This is a genomic window from Mesobacterium pallidum (genome assembly GCF_019966535.1).
Classification (GTDB): domain Bacteria; phylum Pseudomonadota; class Alphaproteobacteria; order Rhodobacterales; family Rhodobacteraceae; genus Mesobacterium; species Mesobacterium pallidum.
Genome location: NZ_JAIMID010000010.1, coordinates 113,899 through 140,738, shown reverse-complemented (window position 1 = coordinate 140,738; position 26,840 = coordinate 113,899). Strand labels below are relative to the sequence as shown.

General features: G+C 64.9%; 24 protein-coding genes. 10 read left to right on the top strand and 14 right to left on the bottom strand.

Annotated features, from left to right (window positions below):
• Positions 1-54 precede the first annotated feature (54 nt).
• From MF270_RS15870 to MF270_RS15860, 3 genes are all read right to left on the bottom strand, one after another.
• Positions 55-1,080, bottom strand: coding sequence for a TRAP transporter substrate-binding protein (locus tag MF270_RS15870; protein ID WP_238366885.1), 1,026 nt, complete (start codon positions 1,078-1,080; stop codon positions 55-57).
• Positions 1,081-1,215: 135 nt separating this feature from the next.
• Entirely contained in the window at positions 1,216-2,661 is a 1,446-nt protein-coding gene (locus MF270_RS15865; RefSeq protein ID WP_238366884.1) for an aldehyde dehydrogenase family protein, read from the bottom strand.
• A gap of 215 nt (positions 2,662-2,876) precedes the next feature.
• Positions 2,877-3,995, bottom strand: coding sequence for a CaiB/BaiF CoA transferase family protein (locus MF270_RS15860; protein ID WP_238366883.1), 1,119 nt, complete (start codon positions 3,993-3,995; stop codon positions 2,877-2,879).
• A gap of 374 nt (positions 3,996-4,369) precedes the next feature.
• On the opposite strand from MF270_RS15860, the gene MF270_RS15855 reads away from it, so the two are divergent.
• Entirely contained in the window at positions 4,370-5,563 is a 1,194-nt protein-coding gene (locus MF270_RS15855; protein WP_238366882.1) for a hypothetical protein, read from the top strand.
• Positions 5,564-5,617: 54 nt separating this feature from the next.
• Here MF270_RS15855 and MF270_RS15850 read toward each other — a convergent pair whose 3' ends face one another.
• Genes MF270_RS15850 through MF270_RS15840 form a run of 3 tightly spaced genes read right to left on the bottom strand, consistent with a single transcriptional unit; the run spans position 5,618 to position 8,535 of the window.
• Positions 5,618-6,730 (bottom strand): C4-dicarboxylate TRAP transporter substrate-binding protein, encoded by a 1,113-nt coding sequence (locus MF270_RS15850; protein WP_238366881.1) that lies wholly within the window; start codon positions 6,728-6,730, stop codon positions 5,618-5,620.
• A 49-nt stretch (positions 6,731-6,779) separates the two neighbouring features.
• A complete protein-coding gene (locus MF270_RS15845; protein ID WP_238366880.1) occupies positions 6,780-8,087 on the bottom strand; it encodes a TRAP transporter large permease in 1,308 nt (435 codons plus the stop codon).
• A complete protein-coding gene (locus tag MF270_RS15840; RefSeq protein ID WP_238366879.1) occupies positions 8,080-8,535 on the bottom strand; it encodes a TRAP transporter small permease in 456 nt (151 codons plus the stop codon). The genes MF270_RS15845 and MF270_RS15840 overlap by 8 nt, the downstream gene beginning before the upstream one ends.
• A 303-nt stretch (positions 8,536-8,838) precedes the next feature.
• On the opposite strand from MF270_RS15840, the gene MF270_RS15835 reads away from it, so the two are divergent.
• Positions 8,839-10,506, top strand: a complete 1,668-nt coding sequence (locus MF270_RS15835; RefSeq protein WP_238366878.1) for an MBL fold metallo-hydrolase — start codon at positions 8,839-8,841, stop codon at positions 10,504-10,506.
• A gap of 49 nt (positions 10,507-10,555) precedes the next feature.
• Here MF270_RS15835 and MF270_RS15830 read toward each other — a convergent pair whose 3' ends face one another.
• Both MF270_RS15830 and MF270_RS15825 read right to left on the bottom strand, forming a co-directional pair.
• Positions 10,556-12,166, bottom strand: coding sequence for a flavin-containing monooxygenase (locus tag MF270_RS15830; protein ID WP_238366877.1), 1,611 nt, complete (start codon positions 12,164-12,166; stop codon positions 10,556-10,558).
• 17 nt (positions 12,167-12,183) lie between these two features.
• Positions 12,184-13,107 carry an alpha/beta hydrolase gene (locus tag MF270_RS15825; RefSeq protein ID WP_238366876.1) on the bottom strand — a complete coding sequence of 308 codons (924 nt, stop codon included), beginning with the start codon at positions 13,105-13,107 and terminating at the stop codon, positions 12,184-12,186.
• A gap of 142 nt (positions 13,108-13,249) precedes the next feature.
• On the opposite strand from MF270_RS15825, the gene MF270_RS15820 reads away from it, so the two are divergent.
• Positions 13,250-13,726, top strand: coding sequence for a MarR family winged helix-turn-helix transcriptional regulator (locus MF270_RS15820; protein ID WP_238366875.1), 477 nt, complete (start codon positions 13,250-13,252; stop codon positions 13,724-13,726).
• A gap of 39 nt (positions 13,727-13,765) precedes the next feature.
• On the opposite strand, the gene MF270_RS15815 is transcribed toward MF270_RS15820, so the two are convergent.
• Positions 13,766-14,920 carry an acyl-CoA dehydrogenase family protein gene (locus MF270_RS15815; RefSeq protein ID WP_238366874.1) on the bottom strand — a complete coding sequence of 385 codons (1,155 nt, stop codon included), beginning with the start codon at positions 14,918-14,920 and terminating at the stop codon, positions 13,766-13,768.
• A gap of 248 nt (positions 14,921-15,168) precedes the next feature.
• Between MF270_RS15815 and MF270_RS15810 the strand changes: the two genes are divergently transcribed.
• The 6 genes from MF270_RS15810 to MF270_RS15785 are packed head-to-tail and all read left to right on the top strand — an operon-like array spanning position 15,169 to position 20,805.
• The gene (locus tag MF270_RS15810; RefSeq protein ID WP_238366873.1) at positions 15,169-15,591 is read left to right on the top strand and encodes a Zn-ribbon domain-containing OB-fold protein; all 423 of its coding nucleotides are present in this window, start codon (positions 15,169-15,171) and stop codon (positions 15,589-15,591) included.
• Positions 15,588-16,691, top strand: a complete 1,104-nt coding sequence (locus MF270_RS15805) for a thiolase family protein (RefSeq protein WP_238366872.1) — start codon at positions 15,588-15,590, stop codon at positions 16,689-16,691. Before MF270_RS15810 ends, MF270_RS15805 begins: the two co-directional genes overlap by 4 nt.
• A 16-nt stretch (positions 16,692-16,707) precedes the next feature.
• Entirely contained in the window at positions 16,708-17,043 is a 336-nt protein-coding gene (locus MF270_RS15800) for a hypothetical protein (protein ID WP_238366871.1), read from the top strand.
• A gap of 20 nt (positions 17,044-17,063) precedes the next feature.
• Positions 17,064-18,389 (top strand): Rieske 2Fe-2S domain-containing protein, encoded by a 1,326-nt coding sequence (locus MF270_RS15795; RefSeq protein WP_238366870.1) that lies wholly within the window; start codon positions 17,064-17,066, stop codon positions 18,387-18,389.
• Positions 18,386-19,615, top strand: coding sequence for a CoA transferase (locus MF270_RS15790; protein WP_238366869.1), 1,230 nt, complete (start codon positions 18,386-18,388; stop codon positions 19,613-19,615). Before MF270_RS15795 ends, MF270_RS15790 begins: the two co-directional genes overlap by 4 nt.
• On the top strand, positions 19,612-20,805 hold the full coding sequence (locus tag MF270_RS15785; RefSeq protein ID WP_238366868.1) for a CaiB/BaiF CoA transferase family protein: 1,194 nt from the start codon (positions 19,612-19,614) through the stop codon (positions 20,803-20,805). The genes MF270_RS15790 and MF270_RS15785 overlap by 4 nt, the downstream gene beginning before the upstream one ends.
• A 3-nt stretch (positions 20,806-20,808) precedes the next feature.
• On the opposite strand, the gene MF270_RS15780 is transcribed toward MF270_RS15785, so the two are convergent.
• The gene (locus MF270_RS15780) at positions 20,809-21,531 is read right to left on the bottom strand and encodes a FadR/GntR family transcriptional regulator (RefSeq protein WP_238366867.1); all 723 of its coding nucleotides are present in this window, start codon (positions 21,529-21,531) and stop codon (positions 20,809-20,811) included.
• A 131-nt stretch (positions 21,532-21,662) separates the two neighbouring features.
• On the opposite strand from MF270_RS15780, the gene MF270_RS15775 reads away from it, so the two are divergent.
• Positions 21,663-23,048 carry a hypothetical protein gene (locus MF270_RS15775; RefSeq protein WP_238366866.1) on the top strand — a complete coding sequence of 462 codons (1,386 nt, stop codon included), beginning with the start codon at positions 21,663-21,665 and terminating at the stop codon, positions 23,046-23,048.
• A 31-nt stretch (positions 23,049-23,079) separates the two neighbouring features.
• Here MF270_RS15775 and MF270_RS28370 read toward each other — a convergent pair whose 3' ends face one another.
• The 4 genes from MF270_RS28370 to dctP form a co-directional block, all read right to left on the bottom strand.
• The gene (locus MF270_RS28370; protein WP_238366865.1) at positions 23,080-23,796 is read right to left on the bottom strand and encodes a FadR/GntR family transcriptional regulator; all 717 of its coding nucleotides are present in this window, start codon (positions 23,794-23,796) and stop codon (positions 23,080-23,082) included.
• A gap of 120 nt (positions 23,797-23,916) precedes the next feature.
• Entirely contained in the window at positions 23,917-25,224 is a 1,308-nt protein-coding gene (locus tag MF270_RS15765) for a TRAP transporter large permease (protein ID WP_238366864.1), read from the bottom strand.
• Positions 25,221-25,700 (bottom strand): TRAP transporter small permease, encoded by a 480-nt coding sequence (locus MF270_RS15760; RefSeq protein WP_238366863.1) that lies wholly within the window; start codon positions 25,698-25,700, stop codon positions 25,221-25,223. The genes MF270_RS15765 and MF270_RS15760 overlap by 4 nt, the downstream gene beginning before the upstream one ends.
• 78 nt (positions 25,701-25,778) lie before the next feature.
• Positions 25,779-26,831: a TRAP transporter substrate-binding protein DctP gene (gene dctP / locus MF270_RS15755; RefSeq protein WP_238366862.1), complete on the bottom strand. Its 1,053-nt coding sequence runs from the start codon at positions 26,829-26,831 to the stop codon at positions 25,779-25,781.
• Positions 26,832-26,840 lie beyond the last annotated feature (9 nt).

Sequence of the window (26,840 nt, the reverse complement as noted above, 5' to 3'; positions counted from 1 at the left end):
GCCCCCGTTAAGATCGTTTCGAAGAGAGCAACCAGGCGTGCCATGGTGCCGGGATCAACCCTGGCACATGGCGGTGATGCTCTCGATTGCGGCCTCGGGATCCTCGAGGCCGGCAGCCTTGGCTTCTGCCACCCAGTCGGCCCGGATCGGCGCCAGCGCCTGCTTGAGCTCGTCGACCATCTCGGGCGTTGCCTCGGCCACCGAGCCGCCTGCCGCGATCATCGCGTCATAGGACGCCTTGTCGGCGGCGGCGTATTTCTCGACCGTGGCCTGGGCCATGGCGTTGCCGCCCAGCTCGGTGATCGCGGCCTGGTCCTCGGGGCTGATCTGGTCCCACTTGTCCGCGTTCATGATCAGCGACAGGATCGCACCCGAGGCGATTCCGCCTTCGACCAGGACGGCGTTTCGGGTCAGATCGACCAGGCCGAAACTCTTGATGACCTCGGCCGGTGTCATGACGCCGTCCGCGATGCCTGCGGACAGGATCTCGTAGACTTCGCTCACCGGCTTGGCGACGGGGACAATGTCCAGAAGCTCGGCGGTGCGGACCATGGTGCCGCCCCCGGTCCGGATCTTGAGACCCTTCATGTCCGCAATGCTCTCGACCTTGTCGTCGGATGTGAACAGCTGTGCTTCGGACGTGGAGAACAGGGACAGGACGTGGACATCATCCCCGAATTCGCCGAACCGGCTGAAGTTCTCGGTGTAATAGGCGTTCAGGGTCGCGACCTTGGCCGACAGGTCATTGCAGACGAAGGGCAGCTCGAAAGCCCGGGCCATCGGGAACCGGTCCGGCTTGTAGGCAGTCACGAAGAAGGCGACATCGGCCTGCCCGTTGGCCACCACCTCGAGCTGCGCCGGAACACTGCCGACGACCTTCGGAAAGGTTTCGAAGGTCACACGCCCTTCGGTCGCATCCTCGACCTGTGCGAAGAAGTCGTTGAATACGCTTTCCAGAAGGTGGCCCGACGGAAGCCAGTTGGAATAGCGCAGGACGACGTCCTCGGCACTTGCGGCGCCGGCCGCGATGGCCATGACCGAAGACAACGCTGCCGCGCGGATATGCTTTGTGATTGCCACGAATGGCTCCTCCCTTTTGTGGGCAGTGTCGCCCGGTTCTCCGGAGCCGCGAATCCTCCATGCGGCCCGAATATTTTAGGTGATTAAATGGTTAGACCTTTAAAAGGTCAACAGGTATTGACGCGGATGCGCGTTTCAGCCCCGTCGCAGGACGATGGTCTTGCCGGCGGTGTACTCTGCCAGCCCCTCGATCCCGCTTTCCACGCCCATGCCGGACTTCTTCATTCCGCCGAAAGGCGTCACGGTGTTGATGGCCTGCGCGTCGTTGATCCAGACGATGCCGCTGTCGATCCGGGCGGCCACCTCGGCGCCACGGCCCGGATCGCTGGTCCAGACGGAACCGCCAAGCCCGTAGTCGGACGCGTTGACGCGGCCGATCACCTCGTCAAGGCTGCTGTATTTCAGCAGTGGCACAATTGGACCGAAGGGTTCGACCTGCACGATGCGGGACTCTTCGGGGGGGGTTTCGACCACGGTGACCGGCACGAAGTAGCCGCGAGCGCTGGCCGAGGGATCCAGCGGCCCTTCGTGCACTGCCAGGCCCGTCCGCTTGCAGTCGGCCACGAGCGCCATCACCTTGTCGAATTGAAGCTTGTTCTGGATCGGGCCAAGTTCGATCCCGTCCTCAACGCCATTGCCGACCCGCACGGATTTCGCCATGGCCACAAAGCGATCCCGAAAGGCGTCGAACAGGCTGTCGTGCACATATATGCGCTTGGACGCGATGCAGACCTGGCCCGAGTTTCGGAACGCGGCCCAGAACACCTTGGGCACGACCGTCTCGACATCGGCATCGTCGAGCACGATCGCCGCATCGTTGCCACCCAGTTCCAGCGTGACCCGCTTCAGCGACCCGGACGCACTGGCCATCACGCGCGATCCGGTGGCGGACGACCCGGTAAAGCTGACCTTGTCGATATCCGGATGCTCGGTCAGCCAGGGGCCGACGGCATCGCCGCCCGCGACGGTCTGAAAAACGCCCCTGGGCAGCAGGTCGTGGATCAGCTCGCCAATGGCAAGGGTCGTAAGCGGGGTGAACGGCGACGGCTTCAGGATCACGGCATTACCGGTGAGAAGCGCCGGCGCCACCTTCCAGTAGCCCAGCTTGATCGGGAAATTCCACGGGGCAATGGCCGCGACCACGCCAAGCGGGACGCGGTGGCGTTCGATGCGCAGGGTTTCGTCATCCTGAAGAACCTCGGGCGGCAGGTCCAGATCGGCCACTTCGCGGATCGTCAGCGCGGTATTGGCGATCTCGCCACGCGCGGCGGCAAGCGGCTTTCCCTGCTCGGCCGTCAGCATCGCGGTCAGGCTGTCGAGGTTCGCCTCGATCCGGTCGGCCATCAGCCGAAGCGCCTCGCGGCGCCTTTCCATCGGCGTCGCCTTCCAGACATCGGCACCGGCCCGCGCGGCCCGCACTGCCAGGTCGAACATCGCCCGGTCGATGTCAGGGCAGGTGCCGACCGGCGCGCCGGTCGCGGGGTTGATGACCGAAAGCTCTGCCGCTGCGGTGGCCCGGGCGCCGTCGATGACCAGTGCCGGTCGGAAAAGGCCTGTGGTTGCGTCACGCTGATCGTACATGGTGTCCTCCCCGCTCCGCAGAGCTCCGTCGATCATGGTCTACTATATTGATGTGTCAACACTTGGAATCCTGAGGCTCCAACGCGCATCCCCCGATCTGGACGAGGCCATTTAATTCAGTGCCTTGAGGGCGATACCGCCCCCTATTTCAGCCAATCCAGGCATTGCACGATTTCGGAAAACCTATGGCCACTCCGCAGAACGAAGCGCGCCCCTCACCGAAGCTTCGACAGAAGCTCTTCGTTCCCCTCGCCCACGTCGGGCACCTGCGCGCCGACACGCGCCCGAGAGCGCGAGAACTTGAACGGCGGGTTCGGCACCTGGTATGTGCCCGCCCGGTCCGTCACCGAACCGAGTATGCCACGCTCGACCGCTTCGTCGCTGGTCATGGCTTCGGCGACGCTGCGATACCGCGAGGTCGGCACACCGGCTGCCATCAGCGTCGCCACGCAGTCGTCTGCGCTGCGCGTGCATGTCCACTCTTCGATATGGGCCATCATCCGGGCCCAGTTGTGCTGCCGGTCCACCGTCGTGACATAGGCGGGGTCGGCACACCAATCCGGATCGCCGAGAACCTGCCGCAGACCGGCAAAGTTCTTGTCGCTCAGCGGCACCGTCATGACGAACCCGTCCGCCGCCTTGACCGGCACATAGACATGGCGCGGCGCATCCTGCGGGAACTGCGCCTCCTGCACCTCGTAGACCATCATCGACAGGATGCAGTCCATCAGCGCCACGTCCACAAGCTGCCCGAGGCCCGAGCTTTCCCGCTCGAGCAGGGCCGTCTGGATTGCACCCCAGGCATAGACGCCGGCCAGGACATCGGCAAAGAACATGCCGGTCGGCGCCGGCCGGGAGGCTGCGGGGTCGAAGGCCATCAGCGAAAGATCGAACCCGGATGCGGCATGGATCATCGGCGCATAGGCGGGCCGCGTCGCCGCCGCGCCGGCCTGGCCGAACCCGGAGATGGCACAATAGACCAATCGCGGGTTCAGCGACGACAGCGTGTCATATCCCAGGCCGAGACGGTCCATCACCCCAGGGCGAAAATTCTCGACCACCACATCTGAGGCCTCGATCAGGGCATGGGCCTGCGCGAGGCCCTCATCGGACTTGAGGTCAAGCACCACGCTGCGTTTGCCGGCGTTCAGGGACCCGAAATAGGTCGACACGCCATCCCGGAGAGGCGGCCGCCCGCGCATGGATTCACCACCCTTCGGTTCCACCTTGATGACCTCTGCCCCGACATCGGCCATCAGCCGCGTCGCAAAGGGCCCCGCCATCACCTGCGAGAAATCGACAACGCGTATTGGCGAACGCTTCGTTTCGGACATTTCCATCTCCCTCAATTCCGCCTAAACTCTAAAGGTAGGTCCATTTAAAGGCAAGGCGGAATGAAGCGGAACTCTACGCTCGATACCTTCAATTTTGCTGCGGAAACTCCCGAGACTCGCGCAGATTTCATGCCGAACAAAAGGCATGACCAAATGACGGCTCCAAGAAGATGACGATCCACCAGCGGATAAGGCAGGGAGGCGCATTGGCTGGCTTCGGACCCGTTGCCCTCATCCTTCCGGCGCTTGTCCTGACTTTTTTCGATCTCGTGACGGGTCAGCACGCGATGGCGGGCCCCGCCTTGTTTCTGGTGCTTGCCTTTGTCCTTTCAGGGTGGCGGACACTGAGGATCAACGCGCGGATCATGCTTTTGATGTCATCTGCCGCCGTGATCGGATGTCTCGTGCTTGGCGTGACCTGGGCCGAGTTCTCGGTCATCGCCTCGCGCAGCATGTATCTGCCCGCGCTGGTCGCGGTCATGACCGTGCTTCGCGTCGCCGCGGAACGGTCTCCGCTTGTGACCGGCGCGGGCCATTACGTCGTTGAGCAACCGCCGTCGCGCCGCTTTGGCCTGCTGGCCATCGGCAGCCAGATCTTTGGTGTCCTGCTGAACGTGGGCGGGTTCCTGTTGCTGATGAACATCGCGCTGCGCACGGTCGAGGCGACGGCCCCGAACGACCGGGTGCGCGAAATCCAGACACGGCGCGTCACCAACGCGGCGCTGCGCGGCTTCGCCCCCGGCATCTACTGGTCCCCGCTCGGCGTCGCGATCAATCTTCTGCTGCCGATCTTTCCGGCCCTGAGCTGGCTCGAATTCCTGCCCTACGGCCTGTCGGCACTGGTGCTTTACCTTGGCATATCCTGGGCCTTTGACCTCCTGGAGCCGCGCGCCAGAACGGCGCGCCCGGTACAGAGCCGCCGCGGCCGGGCGCGCGACCTTCTCCTTCTGGTCCTGACGCTTGCGGCGATTGCCGGTGCCGCCGGCCTGGCCGAGGCGACCTTTGGCATCCCCTTGCGCGCGGCCATCCTCATTGTCGTGCCGGGCTATGCGATGGCGTGGATGATCGTCAACCGAGGCGAACTGGGCCCCGGTCGCGCGATCGCCCACCTTGGCAGTGAAAGCGCCCGGCTCATTCCGCGGTCGACCAACGAGATCTGCGTCATGACGGCCTCGGGATTCGTCGGCCTGGCCCTGGCGGAAATGGTCCCGGTGCGCGTGGTCGAGGCGATCGTGGTCCTGTCGGGCCTGTCCGGTGGGCTGCTGGCCTCGGCGGTCGCTGCGCTGATCTTCCTGCTGTCCATGGTCGGGATCAGCCCGGTGATCACCGGCACGCTTTTTGTTGCGGCAATCGCGCAGGTCGGCATCGACATGCCGGACGCGATGTTCGTCCTTGCCGCCCTGATCGGGTGGTCCTGCGCGGTGATCGTGTCGCCGATGACCGCGACCATCGCGATTGCGTCGGGCGTGCTGGGCAAACCCGCATCGGTCGTCGGGCTGAAGTGGAACGGCGCGACCGCGCTTACGATCCTGCTGCTGGGTTCAGCCTTTTTCATCCTACGCTACTGATCCAACGAAAAGGGGCGCCGAAGCGCCCCGTTCCTAGTCGTGGCAGGCAGCCGGTCAGAACGAGACCTTGCTGTAGATCTCATCCCAAAGCACCTGCTCAAGTACAGCGGCTTCCCCCTTGACCTGCTCGTCCGAGATCTTGCGCCACTTCTCGAGGTTGGCAACATAGGCATCCATGATCGCCTCGGCATTTTCGACGCCGCGCTCGGCGGCTTCGGACAGGATGATGTCGCGGGCCTTGTCATTCGCCATGGCCAGCGCCGATTTCATCGACTCGTCGCCCGTGACGAAAGACACGCCATGGTCGTTGATGGCCATCTCCCGGGCGCGGTCGTCATCGCCCATGTAGCCGGTGACCGTAGACTGGGCGACAATGAAGGGCATCTGGCGCAGGACCATCTGCTGACCCTCTGCGCCGAGATCATCCCACGACTGGCGGTTGAAGGTCACCAGGCCAAGGCCGGCCACCACGCCCAACGGCTCCTCCACGACGGTCTTCACCACCTCGGCGAGGCTGTACTGCTTGAGCCAGGCGGTCGGCCCGACGATGCAATCGAGTTGCCCCCGCTCCATCGCCTCGTACATGTCGCCCGCGGTCATCGACACGGCGATGCCGCCCAATGCCTCCGAGGTGCGGGACATGGCAGTCCCGCCACCGCGCATCCGCAGGCCCTTGACCGCATCGGCCGAGCCGTCGATCTCGCCCGAGCACAGCAGGCGATAGGGGGTGGGCACCTGTCCGCCGAGATAGACGAGGTTGTTCTTGGTGTAGTCCTCCATGCAGGCGGGACAATCGAAGAACATAGTCTCAAGCATGGCGCCGGCGACCGCCACCGGGTCGCCGCCAAAGGGCATCATGTCCGGCAGCATCGCGGCGCTGGGAAGCTCGGAAATGAAGTAGTTCGGGGCGACGAACCCGGCATCCGCGATGCCGTCGCGAAGACCGGCGAGCATCTCTCGCCCACCCAGAAGCTGGCCGCCGGCGAACAGCTTGAAGTCGATTGCGCCCCCCGATTCCTCGGCGATCTTCGCGAAAGCAGGCTCGAGCGCGAGCGTGTTGTTCGACGAAGCCGGCGGCACGAAGGTCGCGTAATTGTAGGTCTCGGCCGCCGCCGGGGCGGCAAGGGCGGCCCCGAGGGCCGCGGCAAGTATCACCTTGTTGTGCATGGTAGTCTCCTCTCCTGATTGTAGTGCGCGATGTTTGGATGGGCGGAGCTCAGTTCATGAGCCCCGGCAGGAACAGGCTGATGCCGGGAAAGACGACGAGCAGGACGACGACCAGAAGCTCGCAGGCGAGGAACCACAGGATGCCCTGGAAGATCGTGCCAAGCGGTACGGTGTCCCCGACCACGCCCTTGATCGTGTAGACCGACAGGCCGACGGGCGGGGTGATGAGTCCGATCTCGACGAACTTGATGACGAGGATGCCGAACCAGATGAGGTCGAAGCCCGACGATTCGATCATCGGAAGGAACACGGGCAACGCGATCAGAAGCAGCCCGATCGGGTCGAGGAACATTCCCAGGATCAGGAAGACGAAGCCGCAGAACAGCACGACGCCGTAACCCTGGACGCCGTAGGCCTCGGCGAAATCGACCATCGCGAAGGGGATGCCGGACAAGGCGATGAACCGGGACAGCAGGACCGCGCCGATCGAGACGAAGAAGATGACGCCGGTGCCATAGAGCGTGTCCTTGACGCTTTGCAGCAGGACATCCCAGGTCAGGCGGCGATAGCCCGCCGCGATGACGATGGACAGAAAGGCCCCCAGCGCGCCGGCCTCGGTCGCGGTCACGATCCCGGAATAAAGCCCGCCGATCACGCCGAGGATCAGGAAGGGCATGGGCCAGACATCCCTGAGCGATTCGAAGCGCTCGCCCCAGGTCGGCTTGAAATCGACCGGGGGGGCGAGTTCGGGCGAGATCTTGCACCGCGCGGCGATCATGACTGCATAAATGCCGGCGGTCAGGATGCCAGGGATGATCCCGGCGATCATCAGCTTCGAGATCGACGCTTCGGCGAAGGTTCCGTAAAGCACCATCAGGATCGACGGCGGGATCAGCGAACCCAGCGTCCCCGCGGCCGCCACGACACCGGTCGCCAGCCCCTTGTCATAGCCGAACCTGAGCATTTCCGGCACCGCGATCCGCCCCATCGCGCTCGAGGTCGCGACGGAAGACCCCGAGGCGGCGGCGAAGCCCGCGCAGGCAAAGTTCGACGCGATGGCGAGGCCACCGGGCAACCCGGCAAGCCACAGGCGCGCGGCTTTGTAGATCGAACTCACGATGCCGGCGTTGAATGCGACGGCCCCCATGAGCAGGAACATCGGGATCGCCGACAGCGACCAGTGCGCGACGAACTCGTAGGGGATCGTCTTGAGCGATCCGATGGCGGCACGTTCCCCGACGATGGCGTAGATTCCGGTCAGCGAGACCGAGATCAGCGTGATCGCGATGGGGACGCGCAGCGCGAGCAGGACCAGGATGGCGCCAAGCCCCAGACTGCCGATCAGGATACTATCCATGGGCAGCCTCCGCCAAGGCATTTGCCGGACGCTCGCCCGCGTGCCGGAACAGGTAAAGCGCCTGCCACAGGCACAACACGGCCGTTGAGGCCATCGAAAGCGGGATGAGCCAACGGGTCGGCCAGACCGGCATCGTGTCGGTCCCCGCCTCGACCACCGCGCGGATCGCGGTCTGGTGAAGCGCCTCGTCACTTGCGACCCAGGCAAAGAACAGCAGCAGGATCGCGCTGAAGACCCGGATCACGGCATCCATCAGGTCCTGCCGTTTGGGCGGCGCAGTCACGGTGAACAGCTCGACAAAGATATGGTCATTGCGGGCCTGCACCAGCGGAATGGCAAGATAGACGAGCCCGACCATGTAGTAGAACGACACGATCTCGAGCGTGCCCTGGACCGCGATGTTGAACAGGTGGCGGGCGGCGACATCCACGATGATGTGGATGAGCATCGCCGCGACAGCCAGTCCGCCAATCAAGAGATTGACGCGCACAACCCACCGGACCCACGCCGGTTGCTCAAATACCAAGGCTCCCTCCCTTTCCGCCCGGCGGGCGTTCTCACTTGACCTTGCCTCCCCTATGTTGATACCTCAACATTCAAACAGGTGCAATTTAATTGTCTAATGGTAGAACCATTAGTAATAATGGTTCCGGAGTCAAGTATCTTGCATGATCCGAGGCAGTCGCCGCATTGAGACGCGCGCCCCTACACAGGGCAGGCGCGCGTCCGGGGCGGGCGAGAAGGGAGGCCCATGTCCGAGCGGCGCAACACCGCAGACCCCGTCACGCTTGTCAGCGGCAGGCTTTACATGCTGGGCGACAGCGAAGACATCGACGCGCGCATCAGCTGGCGCGCGCCATGCACCCATGGCCTGTGCGAGCCGTTCAATGTCTACCTGCTGCGCGGTGAGGACGGCTGCATTCTGGTCGAGGCGGGAATCGCCCGGCATCGCGACCGGATCGCCAGTCAGCTTCAATCCCTGCTTGCGCCGGGCGAAAGGGTCGAAAGACTGGCCGTCACGCGCAACGAGCCCGACACGATCTCGAATCTCCCGAACCTCGCGGCCGCCTGCGGCGTGCACACGGCCTACACCCCCGGCGTCATCAACCCGTTCGACTTCTTCGACGACGCCAGTGCCCACCTGCACATGAAGAGCTTCGGGGTCGATCAGCACCCCGCCCTGCCCGGCACACGGATCGCGCTTGGCCCCGACCGGTGGCTGGAACCGGTCCAGACCCCGCTGCGGCTTTTGTCGACGATCTGGTACTACGATACGGGAACCCGCACGCTGTTCACCTCGGACATCTTTTCATCGGGCACGCATCCGCGCGGGGGCGATCCGCTGCTGCGGGGTGTCCCCGACCGGGCAACCCTTTACGACCGCATGCGCAGGCATGTTGTCGTGAAGTACGACTGGCTGACCTTCAGCAACCTGACCGACATCATTTCAGACCTCGAGACGCTTTTCGCGACCTACGAGGTCGAGACGCTCGCGCCGTCGCGTGGCTGCCTCATCGTCGGCGCCGCCGTCGTCAAACAGTATCAAACCGTGCTTCTTGACGTACTGCGCGACCTTGGCCGCAACCGTCCCGGCACAGGGTCGGGGGCGCCAGACCCGGCAAGGCAGGATCAGGCAGTCGTCGCGACCAACCGGATGATCTATTCCGGCTTCAAGACCCGCGACATCGGCGACGGCATTCACCTGCTGGGCGGTTGCTTTCATGCCCGGATGTACGGCAAGTCCTTTCACTCCCACGGAAGCGCCTACCTCATCCTCGGCGAGGATGCGGCGCTGATCGTGGATACGTGCCACGCAAAGGACGCGCAACAAGCCGCCCGTTACCTGTCAGACCACCTTGGCGACCGAAGGCTCTACATCTTTCCCACGCACGAGGAATATCCCCATGCGGGCAACCTCGGCGGGCTGCTCGACGCCTTTCCGGACGCCATTGTTCTGGGTGATGTGCGCAATTATCACCTGTACCACCCTGAGGCTTATGACGCCGGGCGCTTTCGGCCCATCGCGGCCGGGGACAGGATCGACCTGGGCGGCCGCGTTGTCCATGCCCTGCCGGCGATCATCCATGACCTGCCGAACACGCTTTGGGCATGGGACGACCGAAGCGCCACCATGTTCGTGTCGGATGCTTTCGGGTTCTCTCATTACGAGACCGACGAATGCACGTTGCTTTCGGACGAATTGCCCACCGCCCCCACGGTCGAGGACAGCAAGCAGGTTCTCGACCTCGCGCTCTACTGGACCCGGTTCGCCGAGAAGGACGGGATCATCGGCCAGATGGAGGAGCTATTCGCGGCCTACCCGCCGGCCCGGATTGCCCCGGCCCATGGCAGCGTCGTGACGCAACCGCGCGAACTGGCCGAACTGATGAACGCGGCGCTGCACGCCACCACCCGCTGACCGAAGCCATGCGAAAGAAAGGCCCGGCGCCTTCGCCGGGCCTTTGTCGTCAGGCGATCTGGAACCCGCGATACCCGTCCCGGGTCGCATCTTCCAGCGCGGCGAGGTAATCGGCCACGCCTCCGAGGTAGGGCATGAAGACACGCGGCTTTCCGGGCACGTTCGCCCCGATGTACCAACTGTTCTTGCCTTCGAACATGAGCGTCGCGTCCGCCACCTCGTTGACGTGGCGCACCCAGGCGTCCTGCGCGTCCTCGGTCACCTCGATCGAACTGCGCCCGACCGCGTCGAGGTGCCGGATGGTGTCGCAGATCCAGTCGACATGCTGCTCGGCGCTGGTCACCATGTTGGAAAAGACAGACGGACTGCCCGGCCCCGCCACGATGAACATGTTCGGGAAATGCGCGACCCCGAGACCGAAATAGGTCAGCGGACCTGCTTCCCATTCGTCGACAAGCTTGCGGCCCGCGCGGCCGGTGATGTCGATCCGCTTCAGCGCCCCGGTCATCGCGTCGAAGCCGGTGGCCAGGACAAGCACGTCGAGCCTGTCTTCCTGCCCGTCCGCCAGCCGGATCCCGCTGGCGGTCACGGCTTCGATCGGGGTGCGCTGGATATCCCGCAGCTCGACGTTGTCGCGGTTGAACGTCTCGTAATAATTCGAGTCGACGCAGATCCGCTTGGCCCCGATCGGGTAATCCTTCGGGATCAGCGTCTCGGCCACGGCCGGATCGTCGATCTTTTCAGCGAGCTTTTCGCGCACGAACTCGGACACGCGATGGTTCGTTTCCGGGTTCGACGTGATGTCGGAAAAGCCATACATGAACGCGATGCCGCCGATCGCCCAACGGCTTTCCATCTCGGTCCGGAACTGGTCCTCCGTCACCTCGGCGCCGGTGCGGTAGCCGGCGTTGTTCAGCGTGTTGTTGCGGGTCATGCGGGCGGCGGCCCGGCGCTTGGGATATTGCGCGCGCCAGGTCCGAACATATTTTTCGTCGATGGGGCGGTTGTGCGCCGGGATCGCATAGTTCGGGGTACGCTGATACACGACAAGCCGCCCGGCCTGCGGAGCAAGCGCCGGGGTCAGCTGAATGCCGGACGACCCCGTTCCGATGATGCCCACCGTCTGGCCGGACAGGTCGATTCCCTCGGCGGGCCAGTCCGAGGTGCGCAGCAGCGGTCCCTCGAAGTTTTCGATTCCCGGAATGTTCGGGGCGAGCGGGATCGACAGGCAGCCGGTCGCCATGACGCAGAACCGCGCCCGCCGGGTGCTGCCGTCGTCGCATGTCACCGTCCACACCGCCCGATCCTCGTCGAACGTGGCGGCCAGCACACGGGTGTTCAGCTTCAGCCCGTCGCGAAGGCCAAGCTTGTCGGCCACGAAATTGATGTAGGCCAGGATCTCGGGCTGTGTCGCGTAAAGCTCGCTCCAGGTCCATTCGTTCTGGATCTCTTCGCTGAACGAATAGGAATACTGCATCGACTCGATGTCGCATCGCGCGCCCGGGTAGCGGTTCCAGAACCACGTGCCGCCGATGCCGCTGCCTGCCTCGATCACCTGCGCCTTCAGCCCCATCTGCCGCATGCGGTGCAGCGCATAGATGCCGCCGAACCCGGCGCCGACGATGATGGCGTCAAGTATCACGCCCGATTGTTCGTCCATTCTGTCCTCCCGATTGGTCACGCTTTGGCCAGCATCGCGCCAAGGCGGCTGCCAAGCATTCTGGTAAGTGCGACGACCGATGGCATGGCGGTGCCAAGGGTCAGGATGCCGTGGATCCGATCCGGAAGATGGTCAGCCGTGACGGAAACTCCGGCCTTGGTCAGCGCCGTTGCAAAGGCCAATCCCTCGTCGCGAAGGGGATCATGGCCCAGGGTCAGGATGTAGCTGTGTGGCAACCCCCTGAGATCGGCAAGCAAGGGCGAGATGTCCGGACGGTCCGCCAGCGCCGGGTCCGAGAGGTAGAAGGCACGGAACGCCTCCATCGCGGGTCCGTCGACCGGAAGTCCTGGCAATGTTTCATCGTAGGACGGGTAGCCGAACCGCAAGTCGGTCGCCGGGTAAAGCAGGAACAGCGCGGCCGGCGCGGGGCCGCCCGAATCTCGGGCATGGAGCGCGGCAAGCGCCGCGAGATTTCCGCCCGCGCTGTCGCCGCCGATCCCGATCCGGCCCGGATCGAGGCCGAGACGTCCCGCCTGCCGGATCACCCAGTCAAGCGCCGCACAGCAGTCGTCACGCCCGGCCGGGGCCGGATGCTCGGGCGCAAGGCGATAGTTCACGGCAACGATGACCACGCCGGAAGCCAGCGCAAGCCTGCGGCAGAGGATATCGTGCGAGTCGAGATCGCCCGTGGCCCAGCCGCCACCATGCAGGAACACGAGAGCCGGCTGCGCATCGGCCATGTCCGGGCGATACAGCCGCATCGGCACCGGCCCCTCGTCGATGTCGCGCACCTCGTGCACCCGAGGCGGCGTCACGTTCGCGGCCGCGCGCGCCGCTGCCTGCCCCGCCCGTGCCGCTTCTGCCGACAACGTGTGAAAAGCCGGCGCACCTGTCGCCACACGCAGGTCCAGCAGCGCCTGGATCTCGGGATGAATTGCCATGTCTCCTCCGGAACAAGATGGGCGCATTGCCTCTCCCCCTATGTTGATACATCAACATAGGGGGAGAGGCAATGGCCGTTTCTTTGGGATTCGCCTTTGCCGAGTTATAAGGATCGGATATGGGTCAGTTCGGATGACAGATTTGAGCACACGACACGAAACGCCGCAGGCACTTGACCTCGACCGGTATCTTCCGGCCCTCGTGACATGGGTGAACAACAAATACGCTTCGGATTCCTCGCGCATCTATCGGAAGTACTTCGGGATCGGCATCGCCGACTGGCGCGTCCTTGCCTACCTCGGCGTCAAGGGCACGGGAACCGGCGCGCAGATGAGCGACTTTCTTGGCATGGACAAGGCGGCGATCAGCCGGAGCCTGCAATTCCTTGGATCGCTGGGCTGCGTCGAACTTGCCGAGCAGCAGGGCCGCCGCTCGGTCATGCGGCTGTCCGGTCCCGGTGTGCGACTTTACAACGAGGTGCTCCAGATCGCCCTCAAGCGTGAAGAAGTCCTCATGAAGGGACTGAGCGACCAGGACCGGGAAACCTTGTTCAAGCTGCTGCACCGGGTGCACGAGAACATGGCCGACGTGATGGAAATGTACCGGGACGACGCCTGACCTGACGCGCAGGCCCATGCGCCGCCCCGGCAAGACCGGTCAGCGTGTCACCATCGACCGCGCGATGATGAGCTTCTGAATCTCGGTGGTGCCTTCGTAGATCTGCGTCACCTTGGCGTCCCGCATCATCCGCTCGACCGGGTTGTCGCGCAGGTATCCGGCCCCGCCATAGACCTGAACGGCCTCGGTCGTGATCTCCATCACCGCGGAACTGGCAAAGGCCTTGGCGCAGGAGGCCATCTCGGCCAGACCGTGCGTATGGCCGCTGTCGGCAAGATGGCAGACTCGGTACAGCAAGGCGCGGGCAGCCTCGACCTTGATCCGCATCTCGGCAAGCTTGTGCCCGATGGCCTGGAACTCGATGATCTTCTGGCCGAATTGCACGCGGTCGTTGGCATAGGCCACGGCCGCGTCAAGCGCACCCTGCGCCAACCCCAGGGCCGAGGCGGCCACGGTCGGACGGTTGTAGTTGAGACTGTTCATCGCGTTCTTGAAGCCGCGCCCCTCTTCGCCCAGCATGTTTTCTGCCGGCACCCGCATGTCCTCGAAGAACAGGTCGACGGACTTGATCCCCCGCATCCCCATCTTGCGGACCGATCCGCCGACGGTGAGGCCGGGCGTGCCCTTCTCGACCAGGAAGGAAGACAGGCCATTGCCGCCCTTGCCTTCGCTGGTACGGGCGATGACGTTGATGTACTGCGCGGTATCGCCCTTGGTGATAAAGGTCTTCTGACCGTTGATCACCCAGTGATCGCCGTCGCGCCGGGCCGATGTCTTCATCCCCGATACGTCCGACCCCGTGCCCGGCTCGGTGAGCCCGATGGCCGCCGTGATATTGCCTTTGGCAACCTCGGGCAGGAACCGCTGGCGCTGATCTTCGGTCCCGAAATCGCGCAGGGGCAGCACCATCGCGAAATCGCAGGCCCCAACGAGGTGAGAGATCGCGAACGAGTGGCGCGCCACCTCTTCCTTCGCGATGCAGTTCATAAGAAGCGAACCACCGGGGCCACCGTATTCTTCGGGCACCTGCAGCTGAACCAGCCCCATATCGCCCAGAAGCGGCAGCACCTTGTCCGGCATCGCATCGTCTTCGTCGATCTGGGCGGCGATTGGGGCGAATTCCTTTTCGCTCATTTTCCGCACGGCATCCCGGAACATCTGCAGTTCCTCGGATTGGTCGAATGATTCCAGCATCGCGTCCTCCACTGATCGCTTTGCCTTATCATTAAAGGTAGTACCTTTTGAAGTCAAACTTGCTTTTATGCTTATTTACAAAGTGTTGATTGTTCGATTTTGGACGTACCTCTCTGTTCATGGACCGACGGACGGCGGCAGTCGCAGCGACGGCCCCACCGACACACGACTTGCAGTCTCCCCCATTGCGTTAATGGTCTGACCTTTATAGGGTTAGATCAATCTATGACGACTCGAATCGCGGACCAATGAAAGCAACGCGCCCACAGCCCATTCCGACCGCCGACACCCGCCCCTTCTGGGAGGCCGGGCAAAGAGGCGTTCTCTCCCTGCCGGAATGCGCGGACTGCGGCCGGATCGTCTGTCCGCCCAGGCCTGCCTGCCCCTCCTGTCGCGGCACGGCACTGAATTGGGCCACTCTCTCGGGACGCGGGACGCTCAAGGGATGGAGCCGCATTCACATCGCGGCCGTCCCGGGCCGTGAGCCGCCGGTCACGGTCGTCGAGGTCACGCTTGTCGAAGATTCCCGCGCCGTCCTTGTCGCGCTCGACGAACTGGGCGTCGTCCAGGACCTCCCGCCCGATGCGCCGTTGACCATCGGCTTCGTCCGGGATCCGAACGGCTGGAGCTTTCCGGTCGTCCGGCCGGCAGACCAGGAAGGTGCGCCATGAACGCTGTGGTCATCGCCGGATTTGGCGCCTCCGAGATCCTGCGCAAGACGGATCGGTCCATCACCGACCTGTCGCTTGCGGCGATCCGTGACGCCCTGTCGAATGCACACCTCTCGGCGGACGATGTCGACGGATACGTGGGTGCGCCTTTCGCGACCAACGCAGGCTCGCCCCATGCCGAAGGCGGCGACGAGATATCGCTCAAGTCCGTGGCGCAAGCCATGAACCTGCCGCTCACCTACGGCGCGGACCTGTTCCGCCGCTATCCGACCGACATGGTGAGCTTTGCGGCCAACGCGCTCGCGTCCGGGACGAGCCGCTATGTGGTCGGCCTCCGGGCGATGTACAACCTGCCGGGCCTGTCCTACGCCACATCGGGCGCGGACGTGGCCTTTGGCAACGACCAGTTCACCAAACCCTTCGGCTTCACCACCGCGGGCGCCCGGTTCGGCACGCGAGCGCAGCGCTATATGGCGACCCACGGCGCGTCCCGCGAAGACCTGTATGAGGTCGTCGCCCTCGCCCGCCGCCACGCTGCGCAGAACCCCGATGCGGTCTGGCGCGACAAGGGTGCGACGCTCGAGGACTATCTCAAGGCCCCGATGATCGCGACGCCGCACGGGCTTCTCGACTGCGACATGCCAGTCTGCGGCGCGATGGCATTCGTCATGTGTCGCGCGGGCGACGTGCCAGAGGGCGCGACCCCGGCGCGGGTCACGGGCTTTTCCGGTTTCACCACGCCCAAGGCGGTGTTCGACATGAGCGGGCGCAGCCCGGCGGACGTGACCCAGGCCCAGCTCTACGACGGATTTTCGTCGATGATCTGGGAATGGCTTGAAGGCTTCGGGTTCTGCGACACCGGCACGGCGTGGCGTTTTATCCGCGACGGTCACGGCAATGCAGGCGCGCGCCTGCCGCTCAACACCTTCGGCGGCAGTCTGGGCGAAGGCCGGATGCACGGCATGGGCCACCTGCGCGAAGCCTATCTCCAGGCCGCGGGCAAGGCGGGGGCGCGGCAACAGCCGAATGTCGGGCCGATCCTCGTCCACAACGGGCCGTTTGATGACTCGTCCTTTTTGATGATCGAACCGGCAAAGTGAGGCGCCGATGACGGAGATGACCGTAAGAGACTACCTGAACATCCCCTACACCCTGCTCGCCGAGCCGGTGGAGGTGGGCGACGGCATCTGGCTGCGGCGCCTCAGCTACCCGGAACTGGGCGGGTTCCATGCCGAGGGCGTGGACGTTGAAACCGTCTATCTCGACGTCGAGCGGATGCGCTTTGCCGAGATCATGAAGCGGCTTCAGGCCGGAGATCTGCCCCCGGTGCCCCGCCCGCCGTTGGCGACGGCGTCCCCGGACTGGTGGGCGCGGTTTCTCGGCTTCGGCGACGAGGTGACCGCGTTCCTCGACCAGACACCCGAAGATTACCGGCGCAGCCGGTCCAACTGACCAAACGAAGGAGACACCCAATGCTGTCCCAAGACGACAACGAACGACTGGTTCGCATCGGACCCGGCACCACCATGGGCGGGCTGATGCGCAATTACTGGCTCCCGATCTTCGCCAGCGCCGACCTGGAAAAGGACGCGCAGCCGCAGACGGTGAAAATCCTCGACGAGGTCATGATTATCTTCCGCGACAGCGATGGCCGTGTCGGTCTGGTCGACCGGGTCTGTCCGCACCGCGGCGCGCCGCTGATCTACGGCCGGAACGAAGATTGCGGCCTGCGCTGCGTCTATCACGGCTGGAAATTCGACGTGGACGGCAACGTCACCGATATGCCAGCCGAGCCGGTGCGTTCGCGCCTGAAAGAGAAGGTCAAGATCAAGCATTACCCCTGCGTCGAGCGCGGCGGCGTGGTCTGGACCTACATGGGCGAGGCGTCCGAGGCCGATCGCCCGCCGCTGCCGAATTTCGAATGGAACATGGTGTCGGACGAAAACGTGGTGGTCACCTTCCGCGTGCAGGAATGCAATTGGCTCCAGGCGCTCGAGGGCGAGATCGACAGCGCCCATGCCCCGATCCTGCACGGCCGGATCGATGACGGCGGCTCGATCAACCAATGGGTGGCCAAGCGCGACCTGCGGCCCAAGTTCGAATGCGTCCGGCAGGATTTCGGCATGTCCATCGCGGCCCGCCGGGTTCTGAACGACGACACGCTCTATTGGCGCGTGAACCAGTTCGTGATGCCGTTCTACAGTCTCGTTCCACCGCAGGCGAACGACTTTTACGAGCTGTCCGGCCACGCCTGGGTGCCGATCGACGACGAGAACACCCTGTGCCTGATGTTCTCCTACCGCCCTGACGAGCCGTTGAACCCCAAATCGCGCGAGGTGTTCCTGCGCGGCCACAAGGGGCGCGAGACGGGCCATCATTCCGAGGCCGGCCATGCCAACCTCGGACCCGAGGTGCCCTATGGTCGCTACGTCTCAAGGTACCGCCGCGAAACCGGCTACCACTTCGACTACGACCTTCAGAAAACGACGTGGTTCTCGGGTCTGCCGGGACTGTGGGTACAGGATGCCGCCTGTCAGTCGGGCGTCGCGCGGGTCTACGACCGCTCGACCGAGAACCTTTGCACCTCGGACACCGGCATCGCCATGACCCGGCGGATGCTGCTCGAGGTCGCCGGAGCGTTCGAAGAGACCGGCAAGCTGCCGGACCGCTACAACGACCCGGACCTTTACAAGGTGCGCGCCTTGTCGCTGAAACTCCCCGTGGACGAGCCGTGGGCCGACAGCGGCAACCAGTTGATGCGCGCCAACGTGGGAGAGCCGCTGGGGTACGAGCTGTGAGTGAAGGCAAGACCGCGCTTGCAGGCGTCCGCGTGATCGAAATCTCGTCGCTCTCCGGGGCTGTCTGCGGGCGCGCGCTCGCAGACCTCGGGGCCCAAGTCATCAAGCTGGAGCCGGAAGGAGGCGAGCCTGCGCGCCGCGACTTCCCCCTGATTCCGGTCGAGGGCGGCGAAGAAAGCGCGGCCTGGATCGTCTATAACCTCGGCAAGGCGAGCGTTACGGTGGACCTGTCCTCGGACGACGGGCGCGCGGCGTTCGAGGCGCTGGCAAAGACCGCCGACATCGTCGTGACCGACTTCCAGCGCATGGATATAGACGAGATGGACCGGCTCGCCGCCATCGCCCGTGCGGTGAACCCGGCGCTGGTGTGGTGCGAGATTCTGCCCTTCGGGCGCGGCCATGCCTATGACCGGGTGCCGGCGACGGACACCACGCTTCAGGCGCTGGGCGGGCACCTTTACCAGAACGGCGACGTGGACCGCCCGCCGGTGCGTATCGGCGTGCCCGTGGGGCTCATCCAGGCCGGGGCCGAGGCGTCGAACGCCGCGCTCATGGCCTATTACCACGCCCTGCGCACGGGTGAGGGCCAGCGCGTCGACGTGTCGGTGCAGGAATGCGTGACATGGACGCTGCTCAACACCACGATGGCGTGGCAGATCCTCCAGCTGAACGAATTGCGCGGCGGCGCGATCCGAAAGGAACGCGCGAACCAGTTCTTCACCCGCCTCGTATGGCCCTGCCGCGACGGTTATGTCGTCTTTGGCCCGGTGGGCGGCGGCGGCGGTTCGGCCCGCGTCAAATCCTACGACGCCCTGCTCAAGTGGATGGCCGAGGACGGAATCACCGCCGACATTCTCACCAGCCGGGACTGGAACGGCGACGGCCAGTTCTTCATCAGCCAGGACGACTATGACACCGTGACCGAGGTGATCCGCAAGTTCATCGAGACCAAGACGCTCGAAGAGCTGACCACCCGCGCGGTGGCCGAACGCATCCTGATGGCGCCGATCAACGGGCTGGGCGATATCCTCGTCAACCCGCAGCACGACGCGCGCGACTATTTCCAGGTGCTCCACGATCCGGCGCGGGGTCTCGACGTGAAGCTCCCGACGAATTGGGTGCGGATGAGCGAGACGCCGATCCACGCACCCCGTCCCGCCCCGGCGCCGGGCGCGCAAACCGCCAAATACTGGCAAGACATCAGAAAGACGGAGACCGCGACGTGACCAAAGGCATCTTCGACGGGTTGAAAGTCTGCGATTTCATGTGGGCCGCCGCTGGCCCGATCACGACGAAACAGCTGTCGGACAACGGCGCGACGGTGGTGAAGGTCGAAAGCTCGAAACACCCGGATTCGATCCGGCTGGGCGGGCCGTTCATCGACAACAAGCCGGGCATCAACCGCTCGGGCTTCTTCGCGGATTTCCATTCGTCCAAGCTGGGCATGGCGGTGGACATGAGCCACGCGGACCGGCTCGAGATCATCCGCCCACTGGTGGAATGGGCCGATGTCGTCACCGACAGTTTCCGCCCCGGCACGATGGAAAAGTGGGGTCTGGGCTACGAAGACCTGAAACAGATCAATCCCAGGATCATCGTCCTGTCCTCGTCTCTGCACGGCTCGACCGGGCCTTGGGCCAAGCATCCGGGCTACGGTGCGCAAGGTGCGGCGCTCGCGGGCATCCAGCACATGACCGGGTGGCCGGATCGGCCCCCGGCCACGCCGAAGGGCGCCTATTCCGACAGCGTCTCGCCGCGGTACGCGCTGTCTGCGCTGATGGCCGCGCTCATCCACCGCGAAAAGACCGGCGAAGGTCAGTTCGTCGAGCTCGCGCAGATCGAGGCGACCGTGCAGCTTGTCGCGCCCCAACTGCTTGACCTGCAGGTCACCGGGCGCGAGGCGCAGCGCAACGGCAACCGCAAGGACGGCGCGATCCAGCATGGCGTCTATCCCTGCGCGGGCGAAGAGCGCTGGATCGTGATCGAATGCGAGACCGAAAGCCACTGGTGCACGCTGTGCGACCTGCTGGAGGACGCGGCCGGGCTGGACGCCGCGCGGGCGGCCGGACAGGATGCGCTCGACGCGGCGATTGCCAAACTCACCGCGCCTCAGGACGCCTTCGAACTCTGGGACCGCCTGCGCGGCGCGGGCATTCCCGCCGCCGTCGCCTACAAGGGCTCCGACCTGCTGGACGATCCCATCCTCGAGGCGCGCGGCCATTTCTGGCCGCTCCACCACGAAGAGATGGGCACGCTCAAGTACAACGGGCCCGCCTATCGGTTCGAGAAAACGCCGACCGTGCTGCGCACCGCCTCGCCGCGACTGGGTGAGCACACCGAACATGTCATGACCGAGATCCTGGGCTTTTCAACGGCCGAGGTCGACAGGTTCCGCACACGGGGCCTGCTTGGCTGACCTCTACCACAGGCTGGTGTGCACCTTGTTCAGGTGGGCCCGAAGGTTGGCCTTGGCGCCGTCGATGTCTCCGGCTTTCAGCAACCCGAGGAACTCGGTCCGCGAGGCGATCAGCGCCTCCGGCTCCAGCTCGCCGACCCGGTATCGCAGGAAGGTCTGGACCAGCTCGGTCTGGCTGTCGACGGTAAAGATGATCGCCGTGTTCACGGTCAGCGACGCCAGCTCGTGGTAGAACTCCCGCGCCAGTCGCACCCGCTCGGCGATGGCATTGTTGCGGGCCGCGACCGCGGTGCGCGCCACCACGTCCTCCATCGCCGAGAGGTCCGGCGTGGCCTTGTCGCTGAAGGCGCGGTCGATGACCATCTCGAGGATCATCACCCGCGCCTCGAACAGGTCCTTGAGCGACACCGCCCGCAGGGTGATGAGGTCGGACATGGCCTGCGAGATGGAACTGGCGGCGCCCTCCTGGATGAAGGCGCCGCCCTTCACGCCCTTCTTGAGCGCGACGACCCCCGCGATTTCCAGCGATCGCAAGGCTTCGCGCACCACGTTCCGGCTGACACCAAGCTGCGTGGCCAGGTCACGTTCCGGCGGCAGCTTGTCGCCCGGCTTCAACTCGCCCTGCAGCAGCTTCTCGCGCACGCGCTCGCAGACCAGTTCGAAACTGCGGTGCGATTGTACCGGCTTGAACGGCACCGCCAATGGTTTCAGGTTGGTCTTGGCCATCACGCTCCCCTTGTCTGCTGCGGCTCATCCTTAGCAACATGGTCCGCCTTTCGCCAACCGTTCCCAGTGTCGCGGCTTGCCCGCGCCGCGTCAATTGGTAGAACCAAAATTGAGAGATACGGGAGGCGGGCGTGCGGTCAGGCCGGGACATTCTGTCGGTGACTGCCACGCTGGCCGTGGTCGCCTCGCCCGTACTGGTGCTCGGGGACCTCGTGCTGGGCCTGCACGGCCTGTCGATCGGGGCCTTCCTGTTGATCCTGGTCTTCGTTCTGGTCAACCTTCGGGGGACGGGCCCTACCGCCCGGGTCTTCCTGGTGCTGTCGCTCGCCGCCGCCCTGCTCTTCGGGCTTCAGGGCGCGGGCGCAGAGGATTTCGCCCGCGTCGCCAACCGCTCGGCCTACCTGCCGGCCCTGATCATCGTGCTCACCCTCCTGCGCTTCGCGGCGCGTTCGTCGCCGATGATCCGCGACGCCGGAGAGTTCGCGGTACGCCAACCGCCCAACCGCCGCTTTGTCCTTCTGGCAAGCGGAGGCCACATCTTCGGCATCCTGCTGAATATCGGCGGCTACCTGCTGCTGCTCGATACTGCGATGGCGGGCCGGATCGCCAAGGGAACGCCGGACCGCATCCGCGACATCCAGCTGCGCCGGATCACCACGGCCGCGATGCGGGGCTTCGCGGCCACGATCCTTTGGTCGCCGCTCGGGCTGTCGCTGAACCTGCTGCTGACGCTCGTGCCGGACGTCAGCCTGGTGCACTACCTGCCCTACGGCTTGGGCGTGACGCTATCCTACCTGGTCCTCGGCTGGATATTCGACCGCATCCAGAACCCGATGCCAAGCCCGGGCACGATCGTCCAGCGCGGCGGCAAGCCCTCTGCCCTGGTGGGCCTGCTGGCCGTTCTGGTGGCGATCAGCGCCAGCGCCGCCCTGCTTGAATACCTGACCCGCCTGCCCCTGCGGGCCGCGATCCTGATCGTGGTGCCCGCCTTTGCCCTTGGCTGGTCGATCCTGGGCGCCGGCGCGGGCCAGGGGCCGGTCCGCGCCCTGCAGGACCTGGCCCTGCGCACGGCCCGGGGTTTTCCCGGATCGGTCAATGAAATCTGCATCATGGGCGCGGCGGGCTTTCTCGGCATCGTCGCGGTGGACCTGATCCCGCATGCGGTGATCGACGGCATCGTCCGTGGCGCGGGCCTCGAGAAAGGGCAGCTTGCCGCCGCGCTGGCGATCATCGTGATCGGCACCTCGCTGATCGGGATCAACCCGCTGATCATCGCGGCGGTCCTCGTCACCTCGGTCGTCCAGACCGAAGCCGAGATCCAGCCGATCCTGTTGATCCTCGCCATCCAGGTCGGATGGTCGCTTTCGCTCTTGCTGTCGCCCGTGACCTCGACCGTGATTGTCACGGCGGGCGCCACGGGCCAAAGCGCGGGCACGGTCGGGCTGCGCTGGAACGGCCCGTTCGTGGGGACGGCGCTGGCCCTGGCCGTCGCCGGGTTCCTGCTGTTCGGAAACTGATCCGCGCGCCGCGCCCGGCGCGGCGCCGCCTTCACTCGGCCTGCTGCGACAACATGTAGGTGTGCAGGCGGTCCATGTGGCCGATCATCTCCTGGGTCGCGGCGTCGGCATCGCGGTCGCGCAGATGCGCCACGAACTTCTCGCGCGAGGCCGCGACATCCCAGGCCCGGTCGACGCCGATTTTGTTGAGGTAGAACGACAGCGGTTCGGTAAAGGCCCGCATGATGATGACCATGGCGCCATTATGCGTCGCCCGGGCCAGCCCGTCGTAGAACTCCTGCGTGAAGGCCGTGCGCTCCTCGACCGAGATGCCGGGCCCCACCGCGCGCATCCGGGCCAGGTTGTCCTCCATCGCGGCGAAATCCTCGTCGGTGCCGCGTTCGCAGGCAAGGCGGATCATCTCGCGCTGCATGCAGGCACGCGCCTCGGTGTAATCCTTTAGGGAAATGCCACCCAGCGACAACAGGTCCGCCATGGTCTGCGTGATCGGGCGCTCGTTGCCCGTGACCACGACGGCCCCGCCATGCACACCCTTGTGCAACTCGAGCACCCCGCCGATCTCGAGCGTGCGGAACGCCTCGCGCACGGTCGAGCGGCTGACCTGAAAGGTCTCGGCCAGTTCACGCTCGGAGGGAAGCTTGTCGCCGGGGGTCAGGTTGCCGGACTGTATCTCGTGCCGGATCTGTTCGCAGACCTCCTCGAAGGCGCGCTTGGTTCGGATGGGTTTGAAATTCTTCGCTTCGGTCACGGTGCACGGCCTTTAAATGTCAGACCATTCGAGTTTCAGCGGTTTCGCGACCTTTTGCAACGGGGCAATGAACCGCCCGCAACCCTGAATGGGTCGCGGGCCCGGGCCGCGCGCGCGGCCTCAGTCAAAGAACAGGCTCGGCAGGAAGGTCGCGATGCCCGGCGCGAGGATCAGCAGGAGTGCCAGCACGATCGGTGCCGACAGGAAGGGCAGCACGGCCTGGTAAAGGCGCGACAGCGGCATCCGGGTCAGTTCGGCCTGCATCACGAAGATGTTCATCCCGACCGGAGGCGTGATCATCCCGAGTTCGATCATCACGACAAGGAAGACACCGAACCAGATCGGATCGTACCCCGCCTGAACCACCACGGGCAAAAGGATCGGCACGGTGATCAGGATCATGCCGAACGCTTCCAGAAAGCAGCCGAGGATCACATAGAATACCCCGATCACGATCAGAACCAGGACCGGGCCAAGCCCCAGTGACGTCACCAATTCGACAAGCCCCTGCGGGATCTGGGTGAGAACCACGAAATAGGTAAAGGCATTGGCGGCGATCAGGATGACATAAAGCATCGCGGTCGTCCGCAGGGTCGACAGAAAGCCTTCGAACGTGTCGCGCCAGGTCAGCCGCCGGGTCACGAAACCCAGCACCCAGGCGCCAAAGGCGCCGACCGCAGCCGCCTCGGTCGCGGTGAAGATCCCCGAATAGAGGCCGCCGATCACCACGGCGAACAGCAGCGCGATCTCCCACACCTGGCCCAGGGCGCGGATGCGCCGGGCGATGCCCACGCGGTCTTCGCTCTCTGGGGCCATGGCCGGGTTCAGCTTGACCAGCACGGCGACCACGACGCAGTAAAGCAGGCACAGCGCAAGGCCCGGGATCAGGCTGGCGGCGTAGAGACGCGGCACCGACTGCTCGGCGATCATGGCGTAGACGACCAGTGCGATGGACGGCGGGATCAGGATCCCCAGCGTGCCCCCCGCCGCGATGCTGCCGGCCGACAGCCGGTCGTCATAGCGCGCCGCGCGCATCGGCGGCACCGAGACGCGGGTCATGGTCGCCGCCGTCGCGATGGACGAGCCGCTGACCGCACCGAACCCGGCGCTTGCGCCCAGCGTGGCATAGGCCTGGCTTCCGCGCAGGCCGGAAAACACCGTCTGCGCCGCCGCATAAAGCCGCGCGGACATGCCGGAGCGGACGGCGAAGTCGCCCATCAGCACGAACAGCGGCAGTTGCGACAGGGCATAGTTCGTGCCCAGATCGAAGGGAATGACGCCCAGCACCTGCAACGCGCTCTGGAACCCGTTGATCGAGCCATAGCCGACAAAGGCGACAAGACCCATCGCCACGGCCACGGGAAATCTAAGAAAGATCAGAAGGATGAGGGTTACGACGCCAATCACCCCGATGGCCTGGATGCTCATGCCTCGCTGCCTCCGGTCGCTTGCGGCGCGGGTCGCCGGAAGGTCGTGAGCACCATGAGGATGGACAGCGCGGTGCCGGCGAGGATCGGAATCCAGATGATCCAGACCTTGAGCCCGGTCTCGTACAGGATGTCCCCGAACATCAGCGTGTCGCGGAAAGGCCGGATCTCGGCCCAGCCGACGATCACGATGAACACCAGCGTCGCCAGCCGGGCGACCAGCAGGTTCACCGCCCGCGCCCGCGGCCCCATCCATCCGTCGATCAGATTGACCTGGATGTTCGTTTCATCCCGGAACACGACCGGCAGCGCCAGGAACACCGAAGCCGCGAGGAAGGCCTGAACGATGTCATAGACCCCGCTGTAGGGCCGCCCCGTGACAAGGGTGATCCCGATGTCGAACAGCGTGACGGCGATCACGGCGAAAAGCGCGACAGCCGCCAGAATAACGAGAAACCTGTTGAGGCGGTCCAGCATCATGTCCTCCGGTCAATTCCAGACAGCAAGCCGGCCGGACGCGTGTCCGACGCGCCCGGCCGGCAAAGGCGGTGCCGATCAGCGGTAGCTTTCGCCGCGCTTGCGCAATTGCTCGAGGAATTCGGTGCCCGGAATGCCTTTCGCGTCCCGCTCGGCGGCCGCGCCTTCGCGGATGCCGGCGGTGACCTCGCGGAACTGGGCGATATCGGCCTCGGGCAGCTGCGTGATGGTCAGATCCGCACGCAGACGGTCACGGGCCTCTACCTCGCCGATCGCAAGATGCGCGCCCCATTCGGCCTGGTTGGCCGGACCGAATTGCGTATCGAAGATGTCCTGCAGGTCTGCCGGCAGCGCGTCATAGCTGTCCTGGTTCATCACAGCGATAAAGGTCATGCCGCCCGACGGCAGTTCAAGCACGTATGTCGCACTGTCCTGAAGCTGGAACACGTCCACACCGGTATAGCCGGTCAGCACGCCATCCACGACGCCCCGCGCCAGCGCTTCGGCCATCTCGTTCGACTGCACGGCGGTCGGAACGGCGCCGACCTTTTCCAGCATGACCGCATGGGCCGCGCCGGGATGCCGGATGCGCTTGTTCTTGAGGTCCGCGAGCGAGGTGATCGGATCCTTCGAGATGATGATCGGGTTCGGCAGGACCGCGATGTTCAGCAGCTTGACGCCCGCCATTTCGCGCGACAGGTACGCATCGCTCATCTCGAGCGCGGCCGAGGTGGCCGGCACGGCGACCTCCGGCGACACGCCCTCGTCGATGACACCCGCATAGTCGAGCATCTCAAGCAGCGGGAACCGCCCCGGGGCGAGGCCGATCAGCATGATCGAGACATCCGCGACCCCGGTGCGCACCAGGTCGAACTGACGCGGCGCCGGGCCCATCTGGGACGCCTCGTAAAAGTCGAGCACAAGGCGGCCATCGGTGGCCTCGGTCAGCCTCTCCTGCAGGCGACGGACCAGCTTGTTGTTGTCCGACGACGGCGGCGTGAAGAACGACACCTTCAGCGTGGCCTCCGCGTCCTGCGCCTGGGCCGGCGCAAGGCCAAGTGGCAGCGCGGCGAGCGTCCCGACGAGGCCGGCGATCACGCCGCGGCGTGCGATGTTGAAGAATGTGGTCATGTTTCCTCC